This window comes from Streptococcus agalactiae, assembly GCF_949788565.1.
GTDB classification, from domain to species: Bacteria; Bacillota; Bacilli; order Lactobacillales; family Streptococcaceae; genus Streptococcus; species Streptococcus agalactiae.
Genome location: NZ_OX460931.1, coordinates 1,454,093 through 1,480,193 on the forward strand (window position 1 = coordinate 1,454,093; position 26,101 = coordinate 1,480,193).

Sequence of the window (26,101 nt, forward strand, 5' to 3'; positions counted from 1 at the left end):
CAACTCCTAAAATAAGAAAAACATAATAATTCAGAGATTGGTCAAACAGTTAGTAGAACACGCTCTCTTCAAGAATTCATTATCTTCTACTAAATAACCATTTTTTATCAGAAAGACCCGGTTACAGATAGCTTGACAAATTTTAGGGTCATGAGAAATCATTATAAAACTTAATTCATAACGGCGTTTTATTTTTTGTAATAAACGTAGCATTTTAATTTGAGTTACTGGGTCTAATCCACTTAAGGATTCATCAAAAATAATAATTTTAGGCTTTAAGAGTAAAGCTCTAGCGATACAAACTCTCTGTAGCTGACCACCACTAAGTTGTCTAGCTTTATATTTTAGATAAGTTCCATCTAAACCCACCGCTTCTAATATTTGGCATAATTCAAAAGTTGTTTTTTTTCCATAAAAAGCTTCATTCAAAATTTCCTCAATACTAAAATATGGATTGACCGAACTAAGCGCATCTTGAAAAACAAGGATAATCTGCGCCTTACCATCTTTAGGTGTGTAAATTTTTCCTTGAAAATATATCGAACCACAAGTAGGACTATCTAGTCCTATAATGAGTCGGGCAAGGCTACTTTTACCACTGCCACTTTTACCCATTATACCAATTATTTCTCCTTTTTTAAGATGAAAATGACAGTCCTTTAAAACCTCTTGTCGTCCAAATGTTTTTCCGACATGATTACAAACCAACATTAAGAATATCTCCTTCATACTCCATTTGCACTGTCAGTGCTTTCGTATAGTTATGTTGAGGATTGCTTAAAATAGCTTGGGTTTGTCCCTGTTCAACAACTTCTCCCTCACTTATAACTAATAATTGTCCCCCCAGGTCTCTAGCTAACTGATAATCATGCGTTACAGTAATCAAGGTTTTTCCATTATTTTGCAATTCCTGCAAAATAGCTGATATAGTAGAACAATTATGACAATCAACCGCTGAGGTCGGCTCATCTAATATGATTACCTGAGGATCAAGAGATAATATAGTGGCTAACATAATTCTTTGTAGCATTCCTCCACTAAGCTCAAAGGGGTATTTTTTTAACAGGGATATCGCATCATCTAAATTTAAACGTTTCATCCATTCCAACGCTTTAGATAAGGCTACTCTCTTTGAACATTTCTCATGACTAAGGATTGTTTCCAAAATATGCGCTTCAATTTTTTGAAAAGGATTAAACATAGACATGGGATTTTGCACTAAATAGGCAATATCTCGTCCCCTTAATTTCTGCCACTGTTTTACAGTTAGTTTACCTAAATCAGCTCCCTTAAAAAATATGTTTCCTCTAACTGTCATACCTTGTGGAATATGACCAACCAACAATTTTGCCAAGAGGGTTTTCCCTGAACCACTCTCACCAATAATAGTTAGCGATTCTCCCATATCTATTTTACAACTAAAATCTCTTAGTACAGGGACCTCTCCTATCTGTAATGACAAATTCCTTATTTCTAACTGTTCCATTGTCGTTTCCAATCTTTTTTATCTATGGCATCGCCTAAAGTATTAAAGGAAAATACTGTTAAAAAAATCGCAATTCCAGGAGATAACATCATCCAAGTAGCTGTCCTAAAATATCCTCTAGCATCGTGCAACATCATTCCCCATTCTGTGACATTAGGTTGCACACCAATCCCTAAGAAAGAAAAGCCAGAAATCATTAAAATAATATTTCCTATATTCATAAGGACCATAACGAGAATTGGCTGATACACAAAAGGAAAAATATGTTTTCTTAAAATATGCCAGACCGAAAGTCCCATAATTTGCGCATTTATCACATAAGGCTCTTTTTTTTGCACTCTTAACTAAATTGGTCATTAATTTAGCATAGTAAACCCATTCCACAAAGACAATTGCAAAAATTAAATTCCCTAGACCATGACCTAAGATCCCCACGGTTGCAAGAGAGAGCAAAAAGCTCGGAAAAGCTAAAATAATATTAGCTATCCATAAAAAGAGGTTTTCTAACTTTCCTTGATACCAACCAACAATAAGACCCACAAACATACCAATCGTTAATTCCAATAAGCTAATAATAATAGCTAAAAACAGTGAATATCTAGCACCATAAAGCAAGCGTGATAACACATCTCTACCCAATTGGTCAGTTCCTAACAAATGAACATTATTGGGAGCCAATAATTTTTGTGATAAATCTACGTATTGTGGATCAAAGCTAGATAGAATAGGGGCAAAAATGGCACTAATCACTAACAATACCAGTAAGCTACTCGAAAAATAAATTCTTTTTGACATTATTTCTCCCTTGACTTTCGTAACCGAGGATCAACCCAATTCATAAGACACTGTGTCATAAAATTATTAGCTAAAAATAAGGTTCCAAAAATTAGCATACAAGCTTGTATTACTGGAAGATCTGAAGTCCTTAGACTGGTCACAAATAAACGTCCTATTCCATTCCATGAAAAAATTTCTTCAACAATAATTGATCCTGTTAATAAGTAAACCCAAGTCAAGCTAAGTGCCGTCATTATCGCAGGTAAGGCATTTCTAAGGAGGTGATGTGTGACAATATAACGTTCTTTTACTCCTCTTAATCGAGCATTTTCCACATTTAAACTTCTATTTTCTTGACTAATAGCTTTTCGAATAAGGGCTATATATTGACCTACGGTAGAAAAACTTAAGGTAATACTTGGCAAAATTAAACTTTGTAAATCGTTACCTCCTGAAACAGGCAGAAGATTTAATTTTGCCGAAAATAGCAGCATCAACAAGTAAGCAACCCAAAAACTTGGCATAGACACACTAGAAAAACTCAAAAATCGAATCAAGTGATCACTCCGAGCAGATTCATGTAAGCCAGCCCACACACCTAACGGGGTAGAAATGGTAACAATTAGCAAGAAGGCACTCGTGCCTAGAAATAAAGTAGCCAAAAACCGTTGTAAAACCAAATCTAATACCGGCAACCTGAGCACATAAGAATATCCAAAATCTCCTGTTAATGCTTTTTGGAACCACAGCCAGTATTGCTTCCATAATGGCTTATCTAAACCTAAATAGTGCTCTGCTTCTTTTAGCGCTTCTGGACTAACACTTATTTTTGATAAACGAAGGTAATTTTCTGCTGGATTAACTGTTGATAGTTTGATAAGAATAAATGTTAGAAGTGATATGAAAAACAATGCCAAAAAAGCTGACAATATTTTTTTGATGATCGAACTACTTAGATACATTGTTTTTTTCTATATAGCGTAATGGGAATGAATTTTCTTCTGGCGCAAAACGCATGGTTTTAAAATCACCTTTCCTATAAACAGAAATCACCGATTGATAAGTTAATGAGATATATACAGCCTCATCATGTAATAATTCAAGAACCTTCTTATAGTCTCTATCAACATTTTCTTCCTTAGGATCTACTAGAGCTGACTTAATAAGTCTATCCATTTCAGTTTTAGTTGCTAGATTTTCTAAAGCTATATTTTCTGGATGTCCATGATCTGCCTTGGCAGTTAATGCCGACATCCAAGCATGAGGGTCCCATGGTGCTCCCCAAGAATAGGTTAACATCATATCAAAATTACCCTTTTTAGCATTAGCCCAATAATCATCTTCTTCCATAGCAATAAGAGAAACATTAATACCGATTTTACGCCATTCTCCTTGGAAATAAGTTACCAGGTCTTTATCAGTTGCCTTAGTGGCGATATAAGGAAGACGTAAGGTTAGAGCTTTACCATCTTTTTCACGAACCTTATCTTTTCCCATCTTCCAACCAGCTTGATCCAATAGCTGATTTGCTTTATCAACATTATAGTTATAAGGATTTAACTTAGCATCTGAGTGAGGTGTTGATTTTGAAAAAATAGTGTCTGCTGGCTTTTCCGTTCCTCTAAAAGTGTTCTTAGCAATAGAAACCTTGTCAATAGCATGATTCATTGCCTGACGAACTTTTTTATCTTGGAAAATACTTTCCTTAGCATTTAGCAACAAAAGTCTTGTTGACATAGGTTGAGAAATAGCTGTGACATATTTCTTGTCCTTCGTATATTGGGCAAAAGTGTCTAAACCAATAATGCCATTCCCATAGATCAAATCAACGTCACCTGATTCGAATGCTAAAGCACGCGTCTGAGCATCGGGTATAACTTTTACGGTTACTTCTTTTAATTTTGGTTTCTTTCCCCAGTAATTCTCATTACGTTTGAAGGTAATATATTCATTTTGCTTTTTACTTTTCACAACCCATTGACCCGTTCCAATTGGTTTTTTTACATTCTTCTTAGTTGTATCATCACCTTTAGGGAAAGCGCTATCAGATAAAAAGCGAATTGGACGAATCATAGAGAGATCATATAAAGTAGCACTATAAGCTTGTTTCAGTTTAATTTCAAAAGTACTTTGATTCAAGGCACGATAATTTTCCAATTGATTCGTTAAATTAAACCAATTATGATTACCTCTATTAGACTTCGAAAAAATACTATCAAAATTACGTTTGACATTCGCAGCATTAAAGTTACTGCCATCAGAATATTTAGCATTTCTCAATTTAAAAGTGTAGGTTTTTCCATCTTGACTAATGCTCCAGCTTTCCGCTAAAGCTGGTTCAATTTTCCCATTGTCACCATATCGTACCAACCCCTCATAAACCATATCCTGGATAACAAACTGATCAGGGTTATAGCGATGCGGATTAACATCACCAAAGTCTTCTCCCCAAGCAAGCGTGAGTTTATCACTGTTTAGTTTATGACTTTTGCTATCCTGTGAATGGCATGCAGTCAGAGTCACCATCAATAAACAAGTAATGCTCAATAATATGTTACGTCTCATTTTTACCAACTTTCTTTTAAGTTTAATTAATTATTTTTTTAAGCAAAGTTAATTAAATCATTTTAGGAATGTCTTGTCAAGAATCTTAAAATAAAAAATCTACAACGATACAAAATTTACTTATTCCCTGCGAACTCATTTTAATAGATTATTGCTAAAGAATAATCATAATAGTCACATACTATATCGCCAATTTCATTTTCCTTATTCTTGTCTGTCACTTAAAATACATCGCACATTCATTAGTCTTTAAGAAGGTTAATACAGATAAAAAGCTATTTTTCAAAAGAAACACATATAATATCCTTTGATTATTAAAATATATCTTAACTGGTTAAGTATATAGAATAAATAAAACTAGGAAGGAATTCCTAGTTTTATTTATTGATTAAAGTGAGTTAGGATCAACTTTGATACCAACACCTTGTGTTGTTGTAATTGAAAGGTTTGTGATGTAAGTTCCTTTTGCAGTAGCTGGTTTAGCTTTAACAATAACATCATTAAATGCTTTGAAGTTATCAACTAATTTAGCATCATCAAATGAAACTTTACCAATAAGGGCTTGGACGTTACCTGCTTTATCAGCACGGTAAGTAATTTTACCACCTTTAGACTCTTCAACTGCTTTAGCAACGTCCATAGTTACTGTACCAGTTTTAGGGTTTGGCATCAAGTTACGAGGTCCAAGGACACGTCCAAGACGTCCAACAAGTGCCATCATATCTGGTGTTGCGATAACAACATCAAAGTCAAGCCATCCACCTTGGATTTTAGCAACTAAGTCATCTTCACCAACAAAGTCTGCACCTGCTGCTTTAGCTTCTTCAGCTTTAGCACCACGAGCAAAAACAAGAACACGTGAAGTTTTACCAGTACCTGCTGGTAAAACCATAGCACCACGGATTTGTTGGTCAGCTTTTTTAACGTCAATGTTAAGGTTATAAGAAACTTCAACAGTTGCATCAAATTTAGCAAAGTTAGTTTCTTTTGCAAGAGCTACAGCTTCTTCTACGCTGTATGCTTTAGTGCTGTCAATTTTCTCAAGAGCAGCACGTAAGTTTTTACTTTTTTTAGCCATTTTAAAATTCTCCTTGTAATGTGGTCAATCGATTTGATTTAAAATCTCCCACGTCACTCATCAAACTACGATGAAGTCTTGCGGGTTATGTGGGTGTTTCTGATTAGTCAGTAACAGTGAATCCCATAGAACGAGCAGTACCTTCGATCATACGCATTGCAGACTCAAGGTTTGCAGCGTTTAAATCTGGCATTTTAGTTTCAGCAATTTCTTGTACTTGCGCACGAGTAACTGTTGCAACTTTAGTTTTGTTAGGTTCACCTGATCCTTTTTCAACACCTGCAGCTTTTTTCAAAAGAACAGCAGCTGGTGGTGTTTTAGTGATGAAATCAAATGATTTGTCTTCATATACTGAGATAACAACTGGAATAATCATACCAGCTTGATCAGCTGTACGAGCGTTAAACTCTTTAGTGAATCCCATGATGTTGATTCCTGCTTGACCAAGTGCTGGTCCAACTGGTGGAGCTGGAGTTGCTTTACCAGCAGGAATTTGAAGTTTTACAAGTTTTTCAACTTTTTTAGCCATTTTTAAAAATCCTCCTGTTGTGGTTTTGGCGGTAATTAGAAATTTTTACCTCCCACAGGTATGTTTATAACATACCTTACCATTATACTATAATCATAAATAAAAGCAATAGTTTTAAGCTATTAATTTTATTATATTTTAAATTTCTTTCCCAATTCCTTTAACATTATTATAACAATACTTGAGATTCAAAATCTCAAGTATTGTTATTTATTTATCCTCAATTTTCTTAGGGATAACAAAAAGAATTGATAAGATCGATAGACTACAAAAAACTAGGTTTAAAATTAATCCACACAAAGCAGCTTTGTGAAAATCTGCATTACCAGAAAAAGCATGATAAATCGCAATTGAGGTTGCTACACCAATTGCACCACCTAGTGAACTTGCCATTTTGTAAATTCCAGATGCAGAACCTACTTTTTCATTAGGAATACTAGAAATAGCTGTATCCGTTGATGGTGTCGCATAGATCCCCAAGCCTGTCCCAAATAAAGCATAACCAACAAAGACTAACACAAGATACAATGGGCCTTGAATATTGACCAAAGTCATTAAAAATATCCCAACAAATGTGCTCATAGCTCCCAAAAGCATTGGCTTACGGGCACCAAAGCGTTGTAAAATTTTCTCACCAACTCGGATAGCAATTAGTACACAAACCAAATAACCTAAAGACATTTCACCTGCAACCTTTGGTGTTAGCTGGCGACCTTGTTGCATGTAAGTATTAATAACAATCAGAGTTCCTGCAACTGCATTCAATAAGAAATTTGATATTGTCGCACCTAAGTAAAATCGATTTTCAAACAGATGAAAGTCAATAAAACTATTAGATTTACGTGTTTCAACATAATAAAACAGAACAAATCCAATAAGCATTACTGTAAAAAGACTCAATGGAATAACGTTCATCAAGCCATGTTCTTGAGCCATAGATATCCCAATATTTAACGATAACATTGAAATAATAAAAATAATTAAACCAAGGTAATCAAAGTGAGTTTTTTGTCCAACATTTTTACTTTCTGGGGTTCCTAAAATTAATAGAAAACTAACTACTGATGCGATGATTGAAAAGATAAAGACATAACGCCAACCTAGAGTACTTGCCACCGCTCCACCAAAATAAGAACATAGACCTGAGCCACCCCATGATCCGATTGACCAGAAACTAACTGCACGTTGTCTATCTTTACCATCATAGTACGTTTTAACCAAGGCCATTGTTGATGGCATAATAAAAGCTGCTGCCAATCCTTGAAAAATACGTCCCATAATAAATAGTACTGCTCCATTAGCTAAAACAATTAGTAGAGAACCAATAATATTTAAGCAAAGACCAATAAAAGTAAATTTAACTCGACCAAGTTTATCTGCTAAACCACCAGTTACAACAATAAATAAACCTGAAAACAATGCCGTACTTGAGACACCAATATCCATTGCACCAGATGAAATACCTAATGATGACTGAACATCTGGTCCCATGTTTAAAATAGACTGTGCAAATAACCAAAATGATAGTACAGCGAGTACAATTCCCACCAATAATTTGTTATTTCCTTTGAAATTTTCCTTTGTCGTTAACATATGTTATCTATTCTCCTTCTTCAAGCATAGCAAGCGCTGCAGTTGCCATTGATTTAGCAGATACCATCAATGATGATTCTGCAATTTGGAATTTTGGATGATGATGTGGGTAATATGGTTGCCCCTCTTCGTGTGCTCCAACATAGAAGAAGCAAGCTGGGATTGTTTGAGCATAATAGGCAAAATCTTCAGACGGCGTTTGAGGATCGCAATCAATGACATCTAAAATTTCTTTTATAGCAACAGATTTTAAACTATTTGCAACTTTCTGTGTCACTTCACTGTTATTAACTAAAACAGGATAATCATTCTGATAGTCTAACTGATAACTAACACCATAAGTTTGTGCTATTCCATCTAGAATACGCTTAAATTCCTCCTCAACAACACCTCGTGTCTCTTCAGACATCACGCGCACATCACCTTCTAAGGTTACACTATCTTTGATCACATTAGCGGAACCTTTACCATCAAAAGATCCGATAGTAACTACTGCTGTGTCAAATGGATTAACTCGACGACTGACAATCGTTTGCGCTGCCATAACAAAACTAGAAGCTGCAACAATTGTATCATTTGCACGATGTGGCATGGAACCATGTCCACCCTTACCTTGCAAAATAACTTTAAAAGTGGCACGCCCTGTTTGAATGGGACCTGCGTGATATTGTACCGTCCCCTCTTCCATCGTTGACATAACATGGATACCAAGAACAGCATCAATGCCATCTAAACATCCTGCTTCAATCATTGCTTTTGCTCCGCCCGGTGGCACCTCTTCAGCCGGTTGATGTAAGATACGGATATGACCTGAAAATTCTGATTTTAATTCAATCAAGCTCTCAGCCAAAATTAATAAATAAGCTGTATGGGCATCATGTCCACAAGCATGCATGACGCCCGCTGTTTTTGAAGCAAAAGAAAGCCCTGTCTCTTCCTGAATTGGAAGAGCATCAAAGTCGGCTCTCAAAGCAATGTGTTTGATAGGCTTATCTGTCGCTTTATCACCATAGATATCAACTACGACGCCATTCATACCACCAAATTGTGTCTGAACATGACAGTCCTTACCTTTATAAAAATCTGAAATATAAGCTGCTGTTTTTGTCTCTTTAAATGATAATTCGGGATTTTCATGTAAATAGCGACGAATAGCAACCATTTGATCACATTTTTGGTCAAGTTTTTCAAATAATTGATGTCGCAAAGATGCATTGGCCATTTGCTTTCCTCCTTAAAATATGAACAGTTAAAATAAGGCTATTATTCTAACAATCTGCTCTTATATAGTCTACTTTTGAAAATAATTTTTTACAAATAAATTTTTTTAGATATTTCTATAACTAAATAGTTATGAATATATCATGTTATACTACTAAATTAAAATAGATTGATTTTAGCTCAAAATGATAGTAAACTTATAGCCATAACGTATCATAACTTATTATTAATCTAAGGATATCAAACTGGTTATAAAGTCTTGAAAAATCAACAAAAATTAATGTATCTAGAGAGTATCGAACTATACTCAAACATCACTAAAGCCGCTGCACACCTTTTTATTTCTCAACCTTACCTAAGCAAAGTGATCAAGCAATTAGAAAATGAGTTAGAAATAAAACTCATCCAGAGCCAAGGACACCAAACCTTTTTAACTTATGCTGGACAAAGATATCTATTCTACCTAAAAGAAATTGATATGATTGAGCGTCAAATGACCAAAGAACTATATCTCATCCGTTCTGATAAAAAAGGAGAAATCACACTTGGGATTAACTCTGGCTTAGCAAGTTCTATTCTGGCAAATGTACTTCCAAAATTTAACTTGGAGCACCCAGAAATTTCTGTCAAATTACTCGAAAACAATCAAAATATTTCTGAACAATTGGTAGCGAGTGGTGATATTGACCTAGCTGTTGGGATGGCTCCTATCCTTTATAAAGATGGAATTACATCAACCACTATTTACCGCGACGAATTGTTTTTAATGATACCTACCACCAGCCAACTCTACAACGCTGAAAAACGTGGACAGATTATTCCTTTTGAATATCCTATTTCAGTTCTAGACAATGAACCTCTTATCCTAACACCACTAGAGTACGGAATTGGCAAAACAATTGCACAATTCTATGAGCTTCACCACATGTCATTAAATCAGATGATTACAACTAGTACCGTTCCTACAGCAGCTAGCCTATCTTTGTCAGGGATGGGAGCAACATTTGTTCCACAAACTCTCATTCATCGCTATTTGGATAAAGAGTGCAATGTCTACCATTTTCATAAAAATAAGTTATTTTCAGAGTACATTATGATTTATAAAAAAGATGTTGAATTATCTGGAATTGCTCTCCTACTTTATAAAGCTTTTTTAACCAAGTAGTTTCGCTAATTCTATTGAAAATCAGTTTACATCTTACCAAAATCGGTATAAAATAGACCTATGATATACAAAATTATTGCTTCTTTATTTCTTGTTTTAATCCCTATATTTTCACAGGTTCTTGTCAAAATATTTAAACTTAAAAAATTTAACATTATGTTTCCAGATGTTGCTTTTCCTATTTTTGTTTTTTTAATTCCATTAATATCATCTAGTCTGTTAAAACAAAATCTTTTACCTTACTATCTGATTCTCATTTCATTACTGGCAATCGGAATTACAATAAAGCTTCTACGAACAAAGACTCTTTTTTCTTATAAACGTTTTTTAAAATTATTTTGGAGATCTGGCTTTATTCTAACTTTCCTTTTTTACCTAGGATTATTGGTTATCATCTTTATCAAAGTACAATAAAAAGAGTTGGATAAATTTCCAGCTCTTTTTACTTTAGGTTTAGAGGATAAAGCCCTCTAACAGCATTACAGGCGTATACAGCATCGGCTGATTCTAAATCTTTTAAAGTTAGTGGCGCTTCAATTACTTTTTGGTTTTTAAGGAGATGACGACGATAAATCCCATTCACCCCTCCTTCTGATAAATCTGGGGTTAAAAACCTTCCATTTTTTTCTAAAACAATATTCCCTATACTTGTTTCCAATAGCAACCCCTCAGGAGATACAAATATCTTTTCATTCTGGCCTTCAATAATATGTGGGCGATAAGAAGTTTTAAAATAAGTAAACGGGGATAATTTAATAGGGTAGTCTTGTACGACCACCTCTGCCGTTAAAAACTTTTTTGATAAATTCACTAGTTGTTTTACCTCAAACGTTACCTTACCAGTTTTATCAAGCATTATTTTCAAGCGGTAATCCTTCTCATCTAGCTGATGAAGGTATTTTTTCAGTTCCCTTTCGAATTTACTTTTATCAAAAGGATAAGCAAAATAAGACGCTGATTCAACTAATCTCTCGACATGTTGTTGAGAGAAAAGAAGTTTATTTTCAGTCACTCTTCCTGTAGTTATTAATTGAAATTTTGGATTGACACGTGTTAAAACAGCTGATTTTTGACGGGTTTCTTCATATTCAGAATCTGTCTGACTCTCCCACGTAATACCTCCACCCACGCCGTAATAGGCTTGTTGACCTTTCATTTGTACTGTGCGAATAGGAACGTTAAAAATAGCTCGTCCGTCTGGCATGCAAAGCCCTATCGTCCCACAATAAATACCTCTTGGGCGTTTTTCCAACTCATTAATAATAGCCATTGTTGATATCTTAGGAGCTCCAGTGATAGATCCACAAGGATATAGAGCTTGAAAAATAGACGTAAGTGTCACTTCTGGCGATAAAACTCCTTCAATAGTTGATGTCATTTGCCACACAGTTGCATACTGCTCCACTTGACATAGTTTTTTTACCTTAACTGTTCCAACATCACAGATACGGCCCATATCGTTTCTTAATAAATCAACAATCATCATATTTTCAGAACGATTTTTGGGATCATTTGCCAACCAATCTCGCTCCGCCACATCTTCTTGATAAGTAGGCTTTCTAGCGCTTGTTCCCTTCATTGGTCTAGTTGTTAAGACTTCACCCTTCTTCTTAAAGAACAATTCCGGGCTTACAGATAAAATCCTTTTATCATCGTAGGCAATATAAGCATTATATCCTGCTCCTTGTTCTACCATTAGGCGTTCATAAACGCTAAAGGGATCCGAGCATAATTGTTGGCTAAGCTCTAGTGTATAATTTACTTGATAAGTATTTCCTTGTCTAATTTGTCCTTTAATATTAGCAATTGCCTCTTGATATTCTTGCTCAGAAACATTAGCGGTCCAATTATCTGCTAATCTAACATTTTCATAACTTAAAGGAAAAGCTTCGTTCTCACAATCTTTATGTACTGTAAAATAAGCTAGATGTTCTCCAGCCAACTTCTGATGAGAAACCTTAAAATGTGAATCAAAAGCAGCAGATGCTTCATAAGATAAATAACCAACAACATAATAATTCTGAGATTGATAATAATCAACTTCTTTTATCACTTCTAAGACTTGTTCTAAAGTATCAGCTATTAATTCTTTTGTAGGATTTTTAAAACGATATCTTTTTCCTAATTCTTTGAAATCAATAACAGTCTCAATATGCATTCGTAACCTTCTTCTTCATCTATTTGCTTCATTATAACATAAAAAACTAATCCGACAATTTCTTGTCAGATTAGTTTTTTCTTATTCACTCGGAGTTGGAGTCATTAAAACTTTTCGTGGCTTGGTTCCTTCTGCTGGACCAATAACCCCCGCTGCTTCTAACTCTTCCATTAGTCTTGTTGCTCTATTGAAACCAACAGACAATCGGCGTTGAATCATTGAGGCACTTGCTTTTTGCGTCTCTAAAACGAGTCCCTTGGCTTCTTCAAAAAGAGGATCACTTTCAGGTACTCCGCCGCCACCACCAGAGCCGTTATCTGTTTCAGATACTTCTCCAGGATCAAAGGCATCATCATAGTCAGCCTCGGCTTGGTCTTTGATAAAACCAACGATCCTTTCAACATCATCATCTGAAATAAAGGAACCTTGTAGTCGTACTGGATGATTCTCATCAATAGGCTTAAAGAGCATGTCACCCCGTCCCAAGAGCTTTTCAGCACCATTTTCATCAAGGATCGTACGGCTATCAGTACCACTTGAAACAGCAAATGCAATACGCGACGGAACATTTGCTTTAATCAAACCAGAAATAACATCTACGGATGGACGTTGAGTTGCAAGAATCATATGGATACCTGCAGCACGTGCTTTTTGCCCCAAACGAATAATAGCATCTTCAACTTCTTTACTAGCAACCATCATCAAGTCAGCCAATTCATCTACAATGACAACGATTAAAGGCAAAGGTATTTGTTTTTGCTCAGAAGAAGCATTAAACTCTTCAACCTTTGTATTATAGCCTGCTATATTACGCACACCAATTTTGCTAAATAACTCGTATCGATTTTCCATTTCATCAACAACTTTTTGGAGTGCCTTACTTGCTTTACGCGGATTGGTTACAACAGGGATTAATAAATGTGGAATATCATTATAAACAGATAATTCAACCATTTTGGGATCAATCATCATAAACTTAACTTGATCTGGACGTGCCTTCATCAAAATACTTGAAATAATTCCATTAACTGCCACAGATTTACCTGAACCAGTTGAACCAGCTACCAAAAGATGCGGCATTCTAGCTAAGTTAAAACTGCGAGCATTGCCGTTAACAGCTTTTCCTAGTGGTACTTCTAAAAGATTTTCAGGATTGGCATCAGATTGTTCCCAAAGTTCGCGGAAAGAAACCGTTGCAATTTCTGAGTTAGGAACTTCAATACCTATTAATGATTTTCCAGGAATTGGTGCTTCTATACGCACATCTTTTGCTGCAAGAGCAAGAGCTAGGTCGTCAGATAGATTTGAAATACGATTCACACGAACTCCAACTGCTGGTTTAATTTCATATTTAGTAACTGATGGTCCAATTTCAGCACGTTCTACTTTTACATCAATACCAAAGCTTCTAAATGTTTCTTCTAAAACTCTGATATTCTTTCGGACTAAATCCTTTTCTTTGGATTGATTTTTAGGCTTATCTGGTGCAAATAAATCTATCGTTGGTAATTTATAAACCAGTGTCGTTTTAGGTGTAAAGTCGACATTTTCTATATCACTATCATCTACATCATCATCTAAATCATAAACCATTTCCTCGTCATTTTCTCTCATATTAGGAAGCGGCGAATCATAGTCTTCTAAATAAATTGTCGGCTCTACTGGTAAAGGATCATTTTGAGGCGATGTCTCATAAGCAAGAATCTCTGGCTCAAATACCGGAGTTGATGTTTCACTTACCTCAGGTGGTAGCGTATGATCCAAATTTTCCTCAGCTTGTTCCTCTAGAATCTCACCCGTTTCAGGGTCTACATTAACCGAAGCTAAATAAGCTTCTTCTTCAGCTTTTTGACGCTCTATGCGCTCTTGTTCAGCGATTGCTTTTTTCATCTCTCGCTTAGCAAAACGCTCTTTTTTATTTTGCTCGTGCTTCTCTGCCACTTTATTTTTAAAAGCTCTAATAAATTCGACGATGTCATAAACTTCCAGAGAACTCATTAAAAAGAGACCCAAAATGATGAAGAGAACACCAATCATATAGGCACCAATATTAGAAAAGAGAAAAGCAATTGGCTTGTAAATCAAAGCACCCAACATACCTCCACCGGCAAAAACAGTGATTTTAAATTGCATTAAATCAGATACAATTAATCGAGCAGTTGAACGCAAAATTTCTTTATCTTTCAAAATAGGCATTGAGAAAAGGTAAGCATGCCACTCAATCAATAAGCCTAAAGAAGCTATCAAAAAACCTGCTACTAAGCCATCTTTCTTTCGCAACCATTTAAAGAAATAAAGGTAGATTAAAGTCGCCGCAATAAATAAGTAAGCCAAGCTACCTACCATAAAACGGATGACGTTATAGACTGTAATACCAAAAATACCTAATCTGATAATACCAAAGAAGAGAATAATTGTTAAAACAAGAGCAGTAATCATCCTTTGAATAGCTCTTTGACGCTCTATTTCTGCCTTAGTAGGTCTTCTGGTTTTCTTTCCTTTTGTTTTTTTCTTATTTGCCATAAATACCATATTTCAAGTGAAATACTTGTTCCTCACTTTCTCTATCAACTCATGCTATACTATTCTATCATAATTTCAACAAGTCCCCCAATAGGTTTACTATTTACTTTTATAAATTATTTAAAAATTTATGATAAAATATAATCATCTTAATAACTTAATCAAGGAGTATGTATGAAAAAAATTATTTATCTTGGTTTAGCCTGTGTCAGCATATTAACTTTAAGTGGTTGCGAGTCAATTGAGCGTTCTCTAAAAGGTGACCGTTATGTTGACCAAAAACTAGCTGAAAGCTCTTCAAAGGAAGCTACTGAACAACTAAACAAAGAAACTAAGCAAGCCTTAAAAGCTGATAAAAAAGCTTTTCCTCAATTGGACAAGGCTGTTGCCAAAAACGAGGCACAAGTGCTTATAAAAACCTCTAAAGGTGATATAAATATCAAGTTATTTCCAAAATATGCTCCTTTAGCTGTTGAAAATTTTCTAACACATGCAAAAGAAGGATACTATAATGGGTTAAGTTTCCACAGAGTTATCAAAGATTTTATGATACAATCTGGTGACCCTAATGGAGACGGAACCGGTGGAAAATCTATATGGAATGGCAAAGATAAAAAGAAAGATTCTGGAAATGGCTTTGTTAATGAAATATCCCCTTACCTCTACAATATCAGGGGAAGTTTAGCAATGGCAAATGCTGGAGCTGACACTAATGGTAGCCAATTCTTTATCAATCAAAGCCAGCAAGATCATTCCAAACAACTGTCAGATAAAAAAGTTCCTAAGGCGATTATTAAAGCCTATTCAGAGGGAGGAAATCCAAGTTTAGATGGTGGTTATACCGTCTTTGGACAAGTAATCTCTGGCATGGAAACTGTGGATAAAATTGCTTCGGTAGAAGTTACAAAATCAGATCAACCAAAAGAAAAAATTACTATTACAAGTATCAAAGTTATTAAAGACTACAAATTTAAATAATTCTATCAAAAATGAGACTAGAACATTTTCTAGTCTCATTTTTTAACAACACTATTGTTTCTTTTTAAACAAACTTTGTTTAGGAGAAAATAGGAAAGCAAGTAAAAACATAAAAGTAGATGTTAAAACAATACTTGATCCTGCGGCAATATTAAATGTATAACCGATATATAACCCCAGAACAGATGCTACTGCTCCTAATGCAGATGATAAAAACAACATTGTTCTGAGACTTTTAACATAAAGATATGCTGTTGCAGCTGGTGTAATTAAAAGTGCTACGATCAATATTGTTCCCACACTCTGCATAGCTGTTACTGCAACTAATGTTAACAAAATCATCAATAAATAATGATAAAAAGAAACTCTCATTCCCATTGATTTTGCTAAAACAGGATCAAAAGAAGTCAATAATAATTCTTTAAAGAAGATAGTAATCAGAGTCAGTACAATTAATCCCACAATAATAGTCATATATTTATCACTATCTTGTACTGCCAAAATATTCCCAAAAAGAATTTGAAAGAGGTTAGTTGTACTATTAGCAAGTCCAATTAAAATGATACCTAAGGCTAAAAAGGACGAAAAAGTAATTCCAATAGCAGTATCTCCTTTTATGACACTATTTTCTTTAATATAAGTAATGATAATCGAAGACAACAAACCAAAGACAATAGCACCTATAAAAAAGTTAATCCCTAAAATAAAAGATATAGCAACACCTGGTAGAACAGCGTGAGAAATAGCATCACCCATCAAAGACATTGAGCGCAAGATAATAAAACAGCCTACTGCACCCGCTACAATACCAATCACAATTGCAGTTATAAAAGCATTTTGCAAAAAATGATAAGTCAATAAGCCTTCAAAAAATTTCGTAAACATTCTAGTCTCCTTGTCCTAACAAAATAGCATCACCGTAAGCAGCACTTAAATTCTCACGGGTAAATGCCTGATCTATTGGTCCACAAGCAATTAGATGACGGTTCAAAATAATTACTTGATCAAAATAATGATCAACTTTACTCAAATCGTGATGGACGACTAAAATTAATTTTCCGGCCTTACTTAATTTTTTTAGTAAATTGACTATGATTTGTTCACTAATGGAATCAATCCCTACAAACGGCTCATCTAAAAAAATGTAATCCGCTTCTTGAACAAGACATCTTGCCATAAGCATACGTTGAAATTGTCCACCTGATAAGGCATTAATTGGTCTATTTTCAAACCCTCTCAAACCAACTTGATCAATCACTCGGGACACTTTTTCCCAGTCAGTTTTTGATAGTCGCTTGAAGAGGCCTCGTTCCTTATATAATCCTAAAGAAACACATTCTCCAACAGTTATAGGGAATTGGTAATCAATATTAGTTTTTTGTTCAACATATGCTACTCTCCCCATTAAAGGTAGCAAATCTTCCCCAATCCCTGATTCTCCAGTAGAATCAACCAAACCAAGAAGGGCCTTCATAAGCGTAGATTTCCCCGCCCCATTAGGCCCTAAAATACCAATAATTCCGGAGCCTTCTAAGCGTAAATTAATATCTTCTAGCACTAAATTATTATCATAACTTACGCTTAAGTGTTTACTAATAATCATTTTTCCTCCAAAAGTAGAATGGAGCTGGTTATAAAACCAGACTCCACTTCTCTGTATTTATTAAGGCTAAGTCAGTTTTTAGATTAGGATTTCGACATTGTTACAACTCAGCCTTAAGCGAGAATACTACATCATTGATTTCATTATGATTTCAATGTCGATTCTCACTCTTATTTTGCTAAACCTTCTGCAATCTTATCAAGATTCCATTTCATCATAGCGTAGTAGCTGTCACCTTTTTGACCTTTTTTAGCAATTGAGTCTGTGAAGATCTCTGCGTAAATTGGGATACCTGATTCTCTTGAAACAGATTTCATAGGACGCTTGTCAACACTTGATTCAACGAATAAAGCTGAAGGTCTTACTTGTTTTAATTTCTTAACTAAGCTAGTAATTTGATCTGGTGTACCTTCTTCTTCAGTGTTAATTTCCCAGATGTATGCTGATGGAACTCCATAAGCTTTTGAGAAATATTTAAAGCAACCTTCACTAGTAACAATTAATTTTTTATTAGCTGGAATGGCATTAAATTTAGATTTTGCTTCTTTATCCAATTTTTCTAATTTAGCTACATAAGCATCTCTGTTTTTCTCATAAGTAGCTTTGTTTTTTGGATCTTTAGCAATTAATTGCTTAGCAATATTTTTTGAGTAAATAATACCATTTTCAAGGTTCAACCAAGCATGTGGGTCTTCTTTACCTTTTCCGCTTTGACCATTTAGATAAATAACATCAACTCCATCGCTAACCGCAAAGTAATCTTTGTTTTCTTTCTTCTTAGCGTTCTTTATTAATTTTGTAAACCAAGCATTACCGCCTGTTTCAAGATTAATTCCGTTGTAAAAAACAAGGTCTGCTTGAGTTGTTTTTTCAACGTCTGCTGGTAATGGCTCATATTCATGAGGATCTTTACCAACAGGTACAATACTATGTAAGTCGATTTTGTTACCGGCTATATTTTTTGTTATATCTGCCAAAATAGAGTTGGTTACAACTACTTTTAATTTTTCGTTTTTGGCTTGATCCTGCTTGTTAGCACAGGCACCTAAGCCTAAAAATGCTACAAAACATGATACAATAACTAACCACTTTTTCATCAAAATGCTCCTTTTAAAATTAATATAAGTTATGTATTAAATTAAGTTAACTTAATTTTGATATTAGCATAACCTATTATAAAGTATTTGTCAAATACTTTTTCAGTATTTTTTGATATAATGGTCTTAGAAAAATAGATTTTAAGAAGTATAAGAAAGACTGAATATGACTCCAAATAAAGAAGATTACCTAAAATGCATTCATGAATTAGGTGAAAAAAACAACAAAATTTCCAATAAGAAAATCGCTGAAATGATGCAAGTCTCGGCTCCTGCCGTGTCAGAAATGATTAAAAAAATGATAAGTGAACAACTGATTGTTAAAGATAAAGATTTGGGATATTATCTTACTAAACAAGGTTTATTAGTTGTTTCTGACCTTTACCGTAAACATCGTCTAGTAGAGGTATTTTTAGTTAACCATTTGCACTATACTGCTGATGATATTCATGAAGAAGCGGAAGTTTTAGAACATACTGTATCAACAACTTTTGTTGATCAATTAGAGAAGTTGTTAGACTTTCCACAATTTTGTCCACACGGTGGGACTATTCCTAAAAAGGGAGAGTTTTTAGTAGAAATTAACCAAATGACATTGGACCAAATTAGTCAGCTTGGCACATATGTTATCAGTCGTGTTCATGATGATTTTCAGCTACTGAAATACCTAGAACAACACCGTTTGCATATCAACGATACCATTGAATTGACACAAATTGACCCTTATGCAAAAACTTATCACATCACCTATAACGATGAAAATCTAACAATCCCTGAGCGTATCGCAAGCCAAATATATGTATCTGCTACATAAATAAAAAAGTCCGTGTATTCATTAGATACACGGGCTTTTTTATAATGCTTTCAAAAATGCCATTAATACTTGGGCAGAGCGTTTACCAGCTTCAATGATAAATTCATCAAATGTGATATTGGCATCATGAGCTGCAGTATCACTCATAGCACGTACCACCACAAAGGGCTTTCCTGTAGCTTGAGCAGCTTGGGCAATTGCTGCACCTTCCATCTCGACAGCTAAAACCTGTGGAAAATGCCCCTTAATAACATCAATCTTTTCCTGGCCAGCAATAAAACTATCCCCAGTTGCAATTAAACCAACTTTACTAGTCATTTCTTCTTTAGATAAAACTGCTTCAAAAGTGGAAACAAAAGTCTTATCCGAATGAAAATAAAGTGGCTGCATTGACATTTGTCCATGGTCATAACCAAAGGCGGTTAAATCTACATCGTGATAAACTAATGTATCTGCGACAACGACGTCTCCTACATTCAATCCTGTTGCTACTGCACCAGCTGATCCTGTATTAATAATAGCATCAACTTTAAAGCTTTCTACTAAAATAGCAACACTCATCGCTGACATGACTTTCCCAACACCAGACTGTACTAAAACAAGCTCATGTTCACCATAACGTCCACTGTAATATACATTTGATAATACTGTCTCTTGAGATTTATCCTCAAGATTTTCCACAAGGAGTTTTAACTCTTCCTCCATGGCTGCAATAATTCCAATTTTCATGATATTTCCTTATAATTTAAAAATTGCATAAAACAAGAGAGCCAACAAAATAAGCAAAATGAATAAAACTAAATTCAACTTACGTTGAAATTCATTTCGTTTTGCATTCTCAATCCGGCGACTCTTGTAGATATGTTTACCGTTCTCGTCAGTTAGTTGCTCCATGCCATCTTCTGTAGAAATAATTTTAGTTTCTTGATCTAAGATTGTTTGACCTGAAACTTTTTCACCTCGATTTGAACGTTCAATCATATCATCTGTTAACAATGGTTTTCCCATTAAGAATGACCTCCCATTTTTAAACCGTAATATTGTAAAGCAATGATCGTTTTCGCATCTTGAATCATGCCTTTTTCTACCATTTGCATACAATCCTCATAACTTAACTCTAGAAGCTCAAGGACCTCGTCATCATCTTGTGGCCTAGGATTTTCAACTTTTTGTAAATCAGTAGCTAGATAGAGGACGATTTTCTCATTACAAAAACCAATAGCAGTGTAGAAACTATAAAGAATTTCAAGATTCCCTGTGTAGCCAGTCTCTTCTTCTAATTCCCGAAGGGCAGCTTCTTCCTTAGAACCTGACTCACCCGTCTCAAGTTTCCCTGCTGGAATTTCGTAAGAAATACCTTCAATAGCCTTACGATACTGTTTCACTAAAACAATTTTATGCTCAGGAGTTACCGCCAAAGTAGCAACAGCTCCTCCATGAAAAACAAGTTCACGTTTGGATTGTCCCAATCCATTTGGCAACTCTACATCATCAACAGCTACTTTGATAATTTGTCCATCAAAAACAGTTTGACGATTGATTGTTTTTTCTTCAAAATCCATAAGAACCTCCCAAATAAGTGTTACTTTTGTGAAGGATGATGTGGTTTTTTATTGGCATATCCTTCTTTATTGACTTGACGTCCTCTTCCAATAGCTATGCTATCAATTGGAACATTATCTGTGATGGTAGATCCAGCTGCTGTTAAAGCATTATCACCAATTTCAAGTGGTGCAATCAGAGTAGAATTACTTCCGATAAAGACATTACTTCCGATTTCTGTTTTAAATTTATTTTGTCCATCATAATTGACAGTAATCGTCCCTGCGCCAAAGTTAACATCACAACCTACCTCTGCATTGCCGATATAAGTTAAATGACCTGCCTTCGTATTCTCACCTATTTGAGAACCCTTTACTTCAACGAAATTACCAATATGAACACCTTTTGCAAGACTTGTTCCTGGTCTAATATGCGCATAAGGGCCTACGGTTACTCCATCAGAAATAATGGATTCTTCAACCATCGAATTAGTGATGGTAACATCATTTCCGACTTGAGCATCTACTAAATAACTACCATTGGTTAAGAAAGTACCTTTACCAATCTTCGTCTGTCCTTTTAAAGTCACATTAGGCTCAATTACAGATTCTTCTCCAATCTCAACATCAATATCAATATAAGCGGAATCAGGATTAACCACTGTGACCCCATTAACCATATGTTGACGTGCAATTCGGTGACGCATCACTTTTTCAGCAGTTGCAAGTGCTACACGATCATTAACTCCTAGACTTTCGTCAAAGTCACGAAGTTTATAGGCACCTACCTTTTTACCCGCTTCTTTGAAAATTCCAATAACATCAGTTAGATAATACTCTCCTTGAGCGTTATTTGTATTAATGTCTTTAAGTGCTTCAAATAGACTTTGATTATCAAAAACATAAGTTCCAGTATTAATCTCTTTAACCTGCTGCTCAAAGTCATTAGCATCCTTTTGTTCTACAATTTTAGTAACTTCATCATCTGAATTACGGATAATACGACCATATCCAAATGGATTTGCAGCATCGGCTGTTAAGATTGTTGCAACGTTTTTATGATTGACATGAAAATCAATTAAGTTTTTTAAACTTTCTCCAGTAATCAGGGGTGTATCACCTGCAATAACTAGTGTATGTCCTTTTGATGTCGCTAATTCTTCTTCCGCCATCATTACAGCATGGCCAGTCCCTAGCTGTTCTGTTTGCATTACAAACTCTGATTTGTTACCTAAAACATCACGTACAAGCTCCGCCTTATGTCCAATAACAGTAACAATTTTACTTGGCTCAATAGCTTGCACACTACGGAAAACATGCTCAAGCATGGTAATACCAGATACTTTATGCATAACTTTTGGTAAATCAGATTTCATGCGAGTTCCCTTACCCGCAGCTAAAATAATGGCATAATTTGACATATTAATTCCTCTATCTCTGAATATAATTCAACCTATTATATCATAATGCCTTCAACTTATCACTAATACCCCTTTAAATCCCTATTACAATAGACTTTAGCTAAAATAGCTTACTTCAATTAAGAATAAAATAGCTACCAAAAGGTAGCTATTCAATACATGAAATCCGTTAATTTTTTCTGCTCTGTTTGCAATCAGTATTTTTATAAATCTATCATTATCTGGATTTTCATCCGAGATTTGAAGACGAATGCCATCAAAAATAAGCTGAGCATTAATGATTAAATCCTTGCGGTCTTCAAGACAGTTGGGGTCCATTTCTTCCCATGTCATCATATTCACTAAATCAGCTTGAAAGACATCTTTATAAAAATCAACCGCTTGTCGCCCATTTCCATTTGTTACGATGTATGTTTCTAGTGCTTTAACCATAAGTTCTCCTTTTTATTTTACTTCACGGATTGCAAAGTAATTATTGTCATTATCGGAAAAATTAAAAACTCTCATACTCCCCATATCAACAATAGGATTTGTCATAACCTCATTTGCTGTTAATTCTTGATATGTACTGTCAATATCAGTAGTTTCAAATAAAATAGAGGGAGTTGCTAAATCTAGCTCAGGACTCATTTGAGCTATAATTGCTTTGTCATGTAAGACAAAGCTAACTTCACTATCCAACTTCGGTGCAACTATATAGGTTACATAATCTCCTTGTGTCTGTTTTTCAACACGCTCAAAACCCACCTTGTTTTTCCAAAAATCTGCTGATGCTTCAACATTGCTAACGTAGAGCATTACCTGTCCAATTGATGAAATCATTTTATTATCTCACTTTCGGTTTTATTACTAATTAGTATAACATACAGTATTTAAAATAAGTAAAAAATGACTCAAAAGAGTCATTTACTTATTTCGTTACCATATCTAGAACTTTCATCACCGTTCTACTATGTTCTAAAGCTTGAGCAGCACGCTTAAAATCTAAATTGCTAATAATACCTTCAAAAATAACAAATTCATCGTGCATGCGATGCCTATCACCATTTAATTGATAAACATGACTTTCTTGTCCATTCATAGTTAATGAAATTTTAGGCATAGTATTAGTTGGCCCTAAAATCGCTATAGACCCCTTATCACCTTGAATAGTAGATTTTACTTCTGCACTACAATCTTTTGCTCCAATACAGACTGTCTTAAAGTGCCCATAGTCTAGAACTAGAACTCCTGAAGTATCAATACCACGCTCTATATTTGGTAAATACTGTGCTGTTATAGGTTCTCCAAAAAGTCCAATTACTAAATGTAAATTATAAATATTAAGGTCTCTCAACGCACCTCCACCCATTTCAGGATTGAAAGCTGGTGCTATTTCCCCACGTTTAAAGGCATCATAACGCGATGAATATTGGGAATAATTACATTCTACAATTTTAATATCACCAAGGTTGCTTAAATGTTCTTTTACAAGGTCAAAATTAGGTAAATATTGATTTGTAATTGCTTCGAGTAATATCAGTTGCCTAGTATTGGCAATAGATACAAGTTCTTCTAATTGACTTGCTTCTAATGTAAATGGCTTCTCACAAATGACATGTTTTCCTGCCAAGAGTGCCTCCTTAGCATAGTCAAAATGCAAGTGATTCGGCAGTCCAATATAAACTGTATCAATCTCCTCATTGTCCAAAACAGCCTTATATTCACTCGTAGCTAGAGACATGTTATATTCCTTAGCTAGATCTTTAGCTGTCTCCAAACTTCTAACTGTTGATAAGATAGCAACTAAATCAATGCCATCAATTTTCTGCAAGACAGGCAAAACTTCCTTCACAATCATACCTGTCCCCAAAACCGCTAATTTCATTCGTTAATCTCCTTTGGGTAAACCACTTGGAATTCCTCTAAAACTATCCTAGAGTCCTCACTAAACATTAAACCAAACTCCTCAAAATAAGGTTTAAAGAAATCAATGTGAGCTCTTCTCCACCATTCTAATGTTTTATCTCCTTCTCCTTCTTTAAAAGCATGGTCTGCAGAGACATCTTTAAAAGGGACAATATCAACTTTAGTTATTTCAATAATACAGATAGCTTCATCATTGCTATCCAAAACAATATCATATGAACCAACTTGTGGTAACTCTTCCTCATCTAATTCATATAAATCATAGGCAGAGGCCGTTGCAGTTTTTGTCCCATCTACAACTAACTTTGCCAGAAGATCTGGTTCTGCTCCAAATTGCCATGCGTCTATCTCATCACCGATTGAAGGATTCAAAGATTTAAACTTATTCCATAATTCTTGTGCCTTCATATTACCTCCGAAGCAACTCCCACAACAAACTTAGTTGCGTTACTCATTTTTCTTTGTCTTTTAAATCCTTCTTTAACATCTAAAATATAAACAGTTTGACCAATCCAAACACGTAAATAAACAGATTTTATTAAAATATCACCTGATATTCCTTTAACTTCCCACTCAGTACCATCCGATGCTTCAAATTCCGTACGTAATAACCAAGTATTACCATAACCAAATTCAATATATTTTCTCATTTCAAACTCCAGCCACCATCAATTTTGACAATTTCACCTTGCATTGATCTCGCTTTTCCTGAAGCAAGAAATCCAGTTAATTCAGCAACTTCACTTGGTTTAGTCCAACGACCAATTGGCGTCTCACTAGCTACCCATTCTGCTAATCCACCAGGTTCAAAATCACTAGCAGTCATAGCAGTTTGTACAGCACCTGGCGCTATACCAAAAATTTGAATACAATCTTTTGCGTAATCCAAAGCCAATTGACGTGTGAATCCCGCAAGGGCATGTTTAGAACTAGTATATGCAGCTCCACCGCCACCCGCTATAAAACTTGCTATTGAGCACATATTGATAATAATACCTGACTTCTTTTCCACCATACGTCTAAGATAATGACGTGTTAGCCTAACAGTCACGAAAAAATTAATATCAAATAGGTTTTCCACTTCTTCATCACTTACTTCTAGAAGTGGCTTGTAGGCATCTAGAATACCTGCAGTATTACACAAAATATCAATACTCGGTACCATTGTGAATAGTGGGGATAAATCAGAGGATAAATCCAACTTTATAAAGTTAAAATTACCGTTTAAGTTCGGTTTATCCGACTTATCCACACCATATACTTGATACCCTTGTTTCAAAAAATATTGAGCCTGTGCATAACCAATCCCACTAGCACAGCCCGTCACTAAAACAACTTTAGTCATTGACCTCGATCCAATCCTCTGCTAAAACATCACATGGTGTCGGTGCCCACATGGAAAAACCTTCACCTTCACCAGTAACATTAATAAGAAAATAAGGTGTAGCCTGTAGTACTTTCCCATTAACTTCAAGGGTATCAAATAACTGAACATAATTTTCAGCGCCCCCCCAACCTGTACGTACATATTTTTTCTTTGCTTTTAAACCTGGTAAAATTTCTTCAAATGTCATGTTTATCTCCTTTATTGTCTTTAACCATTGATATATCAAGGTTTATTGCTTATTTAAAATCATAATTTTA

General features: G+C 34.9%; 28 protein-coding genes and 1 pseudogene. 4 read left to right on the forward strand and 25 right to left on the reverse strand.

Features of this window, described 5'->3' with window-relative positions; translation table 11 throughout:
• Positions 1-30 precede the first annotated feature (30 nt).
• The 9 genes and pseudogenes from QOR44_RS07440 to QOR44_RS07480 all read right to left on the reverse strand — a co-directional run bounded on the left by QOR44_RS07440 (position 31) and on the right by QOR44_RS07480 (position 9,250).
• Positions 31-711, reverse strand: a complete 681-nt coding sequence (locus QOR44_RS07440; RefSeq protein ID WP_000959458.1) for an ABC transporter ATP-binding protein — start codon at positions 709-711, stop codon at positions 31-33.
• Positions 698-1,486: an ATP-binding cassette domain-containing protein gene (locus QOR44_RS07445; protein ID WP_000436154.1), complete on the reverse strand. Its 789-nt coding sequence runs from the start codon at positions 1,484-1,486 to the stop codon at positions 698-700. The genes QOR44_RS07440 and QOR44_RS07445 overlap by 14 nt, the downstream gene beginning before the upstream one ends.
• Positions 1,474-2,281, reverse strand: a pseudogene (locus QOR44_RS07450) (ABC transporter permease). The gene QOR44_RS07445 and the pseudogene QOR44_RS07450 overlap by 13 nt, the downstream one beginning before the upstream one ends.
• Positions 2,281-3,225 carry an ABC transporter permease gene (locus QOR44_RS07455; RefSeq protein WP_000281512.1) on the reverse strand — a complete coding sequence of 315 codons (945 nt, stop codon included), beginning with the start codon at positions 3,223-3,225 and terminating at the stop codon, positions 2,281-2,283. The pseudogene QOR44_RS07450 and the gene QOR44_RS07455 overlap by 1 nt, the downstream one beginning before the upstream one ends.
• A complete protein-coding gene (gene nikA / locus QOR44_RS07460) occupies positions 3,212-4,828 on the reverse strand; it encodes a nickel ABC transporter substrate-binding protein (protein WP_001883389.1) in 1,617 nt (538 codons plus the stop codon). The genes QOR44_RS07455 and nikA overlap by 14 nt, the downstream gene beginning before the upstream one ends.
• Before the next feature lie 388 nt (positions 4,829-5,216).
• Positions 5,217-5,906, reverse strand: a complete 690-nt coding sequence (gene rplA, locus QOR44_RS07465; protein ID WP_001085664.1) for a 50S ribosomal protein L1 — start codon at positions 5,904-5,906, stop codon at positions 5,217-5,219.
• Between the two features lie 103 nt (positions 5,907-6,009).
• Positions 6,010-6,435 (reverse strand): 50S ribosomal protein L11, encoded by a 426-nt coding sequence (gene rplK, locus QOR44_RS07470; RefSeq protein ID WP_001085803.1) that lies wholly within the window; start codon positions 6,433-6,435, stop codon positions 6,010-6,012.
• 210 nt (positions 6,436-6,645) lie between these two features.
• Entirely contained in the window at positions 6,646-8,028 is a 1,383-nt protein-coding gene (locus tag QOR44_RS07475) for an MFS transporter (RefSeq protein WP_000958259.1), read from the reverse strand.
• Between the two features lie 7 nt (positions 8,029-8,035).
• Complete coding sequence (locus tag QOR44_RS07480) at positions 8,036-9,250, reverse strand: M20 family metallopeptidase (RefSeq protein ID WP_001262294.1); 1,215 nt, start codon at positions 9,248-9,250, stop codon at positions 8,036-8,038.
• Between the two features lie 258 nt (positions 9,251-9,508).
• Between QOR44_RS07480 and QOR44_RS07485 the strand changes: the two genes are divergently transcribed.
• Complete coding sequence (locus QOR44_RS07485; protein WP_000795895.1) at positions 9,509-10,414, forward strand: LysR family transcriptional regulator; 906 nt, start codon at positions 9,509-9,511, stop codon at positions 10,412-10,414.
• A 60-nt stretch (positions 10,415-10,474) separates the two neighbouring features.
• A complete protein-coding gene (locus QOR44_RS07490; RefSeq protein WP_000639447.1) occupies positions 10,475-10,828 on the forward strand; it encodes a DUF3397 domain-containing protein in 354 nt (117 codons plus the stop codon).
• A gap of 28 nt (positions 10,829-10,856) precedes the next feature.
• Here the strand turns inward: QOR44_RS07490 and pabB are convergent, their stop codons facing one another.
• Together pabB and QOR44_RS07500 are read right to left on the reverse strand one after the other, a co-directional pair.
• Positions 10,857-12,572 carry an aminodeoxychorismate synthase component I gene (gene pabB, locus QOR44_RS07495; protein WP_000546851.1) on the reverse strand — a complete coding sequence of 572 codons (1,716 nt, stop codon included), beginning with the start codon at positions 12,570-12,572 and terminating at the stop codon, positions 10,857-10,859.
• Between the two features lie 81 nt (positions 12,573-12,653).
• A complete protein-coding gene (locus QOR44_RS07500) occupies positions 12,654-15,104 on the reverse strand; it encodes a DNA translocase FtsK (RefSeq protein ID WP_000231568.1) in 2,451 nt (816 codons plus the stop codon).
• A gap of 165 nt (positions 15,105-15,269) precedes the next feature.
• On the opposite strand from QOR44_RS07500, the gene QOR44_RS07505 reads away from it, so the two are divergent.
• On the forward strand, positions 15,270-16,073 hold the full coding sequence (locus tag QOR44_RS07505; protein WP_000721138.1) for a peptidylprolyl isomerase: 804 nt from the start codon (positions 15,270-15,272) through the stop codon (positions 16,071-16,073).
• A 51-nt stretch (positions 16,074-16,124) separates the two neighbouring features.
• On the opposite strand, the gene QOR44_RS07510 is transcribed toward QOR44_RS07505, so the two are convergent.
• The 3 genes from QOR44_RS07510 to QOR44_RS07520 all read right to left on the reverse strand — a co-directional run bounded on the left by QOR44_RS07510 (position 16,125) and on the right by QOR44_RS07520 (position 18,773).
• On the reverse strand, positions 16,125-16,958 hold the full coding sequence (locus QOR44_RS07510; protein ID WP_000494350.1) for a metal ABC transporter permease: 834 nt from the start codon (positions 16,956-16,958) through the stop codon (positions 16,125-16,127).
• Position 16,959: 1 nt separating this feature from the next.
• A complete protein-coding gene (locus QOR44_RS07515; RefSeq protein WP_000587171.1) occupies positions 16,960-17,676 on the reverse strand; it encodes a metal ABC transporter ATP-binding protein in 717 nt (238 codons plus the stop codon).
• A 170-nt stretch (positions 17,677-17,846) separates the two neighbouring features.
• Complete coding sequence (locus QOR44_RS07520) at positions 17,847-18,773, reverse strand: metal ABC transporter substrate-binding protein (RefSeq protein ID WP_000759089.1); 927 nt, start codon at positions 18,771-18,773, stop codon at positions 17,847-17,849.
• 166 nt (positions 18,774-18,939) lie between these two features.
• On the opposite strand from QOR44_RS07520, the gene QOR44_RS07525 reads away from it, so the two are divergent.
• Complete coding sequence (locus tag QOR44_RS07525) at positions 18,940-19,587, forward strand: metal-dependent transcriptional regulator (protein ID WP_000188490.1); 648 nt, start codon at positions 18,940-18,942, stop codon at positions 19,585-19,587.
• Between the two features lie 39 nt (positions 19,588-19,626).
• Here QOR44_RS07525 and QOR44_RS07530 read toward each other — a convergent pair whose 3' ends face one another.
• The 11 genes from QOR44_RS07530 to QOR44_RS07580 form a co-directional block, all read right to left on the reverse strand.
• Positions 19,627-20,316 carry a 5'-methylthioadenosine/adenosylhomocysteine nucleosidase gene (locus QOR44_RS07530; protein WP_000689756.1) on the reverse strand — a complete coding sequence of 230 codons (690 nt, stop codon included), beginning with the start codon at positions 20,314-20,316 and terminating at the stop codon, positions 19,627-19,629.
• A 9-nt stretch (positions 20,317-20,325) separates the two neighbouring features.
• A complete protein-coding gene (macP, locus tag QOR44_RS07535; protein WP_000517852.1) occupies positions 20,326-20,595 on the reverse strand; it encodes a cell wall synthase accessory phosphoprotein MacP in 270 nt (89 codons plus the stop codon).
• Positions 20,595-21,149: an NUDIX domain-containing protein gene (locus tag QOR44_RS07540; RefSeq protein WP_000344991.1), complete on the reverse strand. Its 555-nt coding sequence runs from the start codon at positions 21,147-21,149 to the stop codon at positions 20,595-20,597. The genes macP and QOR44_RS07540 overlap by 1 nt, the downstream gene beginning before the upstream one ends.
• Before the next feature lie 20 nt (positions 21,150-21,169).
• Entirely contained in the window at positions 21,170-22,549 is a 1,380-nt protein-coding gene (glmU, locus tag QOR44_RS07545; protein ID WP_000073777.1) for a bifunctional UDP-N-acetylglucosamine diphosphorylase/glucosamine-1-phosphate N-acetyltransferase GlmU, read from the reverse strand.
• A gap of 96 nt (positions 22,550-22,645) precedes the next feature.
• Positions 22,646-22,981 carry a VOC family protein gene (locus tag QOR44_RS07550; RefSeq protein ID WP_000237572.1) on the reverse strand — a complete coding sequence of 112 codons (336 nt, stop codon included), beginning with the start codon at positions 22,979-22,981 and terminating at the stop codon, positions 22,646-22,648.
• 12 nt (positions 22,982-22,993) lie between these two features.
• The gene (locus tag QOR44_RS07555) at positions 22,994-23,371 is read right to left on the reverse strand and encodes a VOC family protein (protein WP_000625774.1); all 378 of its coding nucleotides are present in this window, start codon (positions 23,369-23,371) and stop codon (positions 22,994-22,996) included.
• An 88-nt stretch (positions 23,372-23,459) separates the two neighbouring features.
• Complete coding sequence (locus QOR44_RS07560) at positions 23,460-24,416, reverse strand: Gfo/Idh/MocA family protein (protein ID WP_000762186.1); 957 nt, start codon at positions 24,414-24,416, stop codon at positions 23,460-23,462.
• Entirely contained in the window at positions 24,413-24,865 is a 453-nt protein-coding gene (locus QOR44_RS07565; protein WP_000647213.1) for an ASCH domain-containing protein, read from the reverse strand. Before QOR44_RS07565 ends, QOR44_RS07560 begins: the two co-directional genes overlap by 4 nt.
• Entirely contained in the window at positions 24,862-25,107 is a 246-nt protein-coding gene (locus QOR44_RS07570; RefSeq protein WP_001233822.1) for a DUF3977 family protein, read from the reverse strand. The genes QOR44_RS07565 and QOR44_RS07570 overlap by 4 nt, the downstream gene beginning before the upstream one ends.
• The gene (locus QOR44_RS07575) at positions 25,104-25,802 is read right to left on the reverse strand and encodes a 3-oxoacyl-ACP reductase (RefSeq protein ID WP_000170238.1); all 699 of its coding nucleotides are present in this window, start codon (positions 25,800-25,802) and stop codon (positions 25,104-25,106) included. Before QOR44_RS07575 ends, QOR44_RS07570 begins: the two co-directional genes overlap by 4 nt.
• Positions 25,795-26,031 carry a DUF2829 domain-containing protein gene (locus QOR44_RS07580; RefSeq protein WP_000141918.1) on the reverse strand — a complete coding sequence of 79 codons (237 nt, stop codon included), beginning with the start codon at positions 26,029-26,031 and terminating at the stop codon, positions 25,795-25,797. The genes QOR44_RS07575 and QOR44_RS07580 overlap by 8 nt, the downstream gene beginning before the upstream one ends.
• Between the last annotated feature and the right edge of the window lie 70 nt (positions 26,032-26,101).

Coding starts and splice junctions, on each gene's coding strand:
- QOR44_RS07520 (WP_000759089.1), bottom strand. CDS start 18,773: ATGAAAAAGTGGTTAGTTATTGTATCATGTTTTGTAGCATTTTTAGGC.
- rplA (WP_001085664.1), bottom strand. CDS start 5,906: ATGGCTAAAAAAAGTAAAAACTTACGTGCTGCTCTTGAGAAAATTGAC.
- QOR44_RS07580 (WP_000141918.1), bottom strand. CDS start 26,031: ATGACATTTGAAGAAATTTTACCAGGTTTAAAAGCAAAGAAAAAATAT.
- QOR44_RS07455 (WP_000281512.1), bottom strand. CDS start 3,225: ATGTATCTAAGTAGTTCGATCATCAAAAAAATATTGTCAGCTTTTTTG.
- macP (WP_000517852.1), bottom strand. CDS start 20,595: ATGGGAAAACCATTGTTAACAGATGATATGATTGAACGTTCAAATCGA.
- QOR44_RS07445 (WP_000436154.1), bottom strand. CDS start 1,486: ATGGAACAGTTAGAAATAAGGAATTTGTCATTACAGATAGGAGAGGTC.
- QOR44_RS07530 (WP_000689756.1), bottom strand. CDS start 20,316: ATGAAAATTGGAATTATTGCAGCCATGGAGGAAGAGTTAAAACTCCTT.
- QOR44_RS07525 (WP_000188490.1), top strand. CDS start 18,940: ATGACTCCAAATAAAGAAGATTACCTAAAATGCATTCATGAATTAGGT.
- QOR44_RS07505 (WP_000721138.1), top strand. CDS start 15,270: ATGAAAAAAATTATTTATCTTGGTTTAGCCTGTGTCAGCATATTAACT.
- pabB (WP_000546851.1), bottom strand. CDS start 12,572: ATGCATATTGAGACTGTTATTGATTTCAAAGAATTAGGAAAAAGATAT.
- QOR44_RS07440 (WP_000959458.1), bottom strand. CDS start 711: ATGTTGGTTTGTAATCATGTCGGAAAAACATTTGGACGACAAGAGGTT.
- QOR44_RS07570 (WP_001233822.1), bottom strand. CDS start 25,107: ATGAGAAAATATATTGAATTTGGTTATGGTAATACTTGGTTATTACGT.
- QOR44_RS07555 (WP_000625774.1), bottom strand. CDS start 23,371: ATGATTTCATCAATTGGACAGGTAATGCTCTACGTTAGCAATGTTGAA.
- QOR44_RS07540 (WP_000344991.1), bottom strand. CDS start 21,149: ATGGATTTTGAAGAAAAAACAATCAATCGTCAAACTGTTTTTGATGGA.
- QOR44_RS07490 (WP_000639447.1), top strand. CDS start 10,475: ATGATATACAAAATTATTGCTTCTTTATTTCTTGTTTTAATCCCTATA.
- nikA (WP_001883389.1), bottom strand. CDS start 4,828: ATGAGACGTAACATATTATTGAGCATTACTTGTTTATTGATGGTGACT.
- QOR44_RS07515 (WP_000587171.1), bottom strand. CDS start 17,676: ATGATTATTAGTAAACACTTAAGCGTAAGTTATGATAATAATTTAGTG.
- QOR44_RS07575 (WP_000170238.1), bottom strand. CDS start 25,802: ATGACTAAAGTTGTTTTAGTGACGGGCTGTGCTAGTGGGATTGGTTAT.
- QOR44_RS07475 (WP_000958259.1), bottom strand. CDS start 8,028: ATGTTAACGACAAAGGAAAATTTCAAAGGAAATAACAAATTATTGGTG.
- QOR44_RS07550 (WP_000237572.1), bottom strand. CDS start 22,981: ATGGTTAAAGCACTAGAAACATACATCGTAACAAATGGAAATGGGCGA.
- QOR44_RS07560 (WP_000762186.1), bottom strand. CDS start 24,416: ATGAAATTAGCGGTTTTGGGGACAGGTATGATTGTGAAGGAAGTTTTG.
- glmU (WP_000073777.1), bottom strand. CDS start 22,549: ATGTCAAATTATGCCATTATTTTAGCTGCGGGTAAGGGAACTCGCATG.
- QOR44_RS07500 (WP_000231568.1), bottom strand. CDS start 15,104: ATGGTATTTATGGCAAATAAGAAAAAAACAAAAGGAAAGAAAACCAGA.
- QOR44_RS07565 (WP_000647213.1), bottom strand. CDS start 24,865: ATGAAGGCACAAGAATTATGGAATAAGTTTAAATCTTTGAATCCTTCA.
- rplK (WP_001085803.1), bottom strand. CDS start 6,435: ATGGCTAAAAAAGTTGAAAAACTTGTAAAACTTCAAATTCCTGCTGGT.
- QOR44_RS07510 (WP_000494350.1), bottom strand. CDS start 16,958: ATGTTTACGAAATTTTTTGAAGGCTTATTGACTTATCATTTTTTGCAA.
- QOR44_RS07480 (WP_001262294.1), bottom strand. CDS start 9,250: ATGGCCAATGCATCTTTGCGACATCAATTATTTGAAAAACTTGACCAA.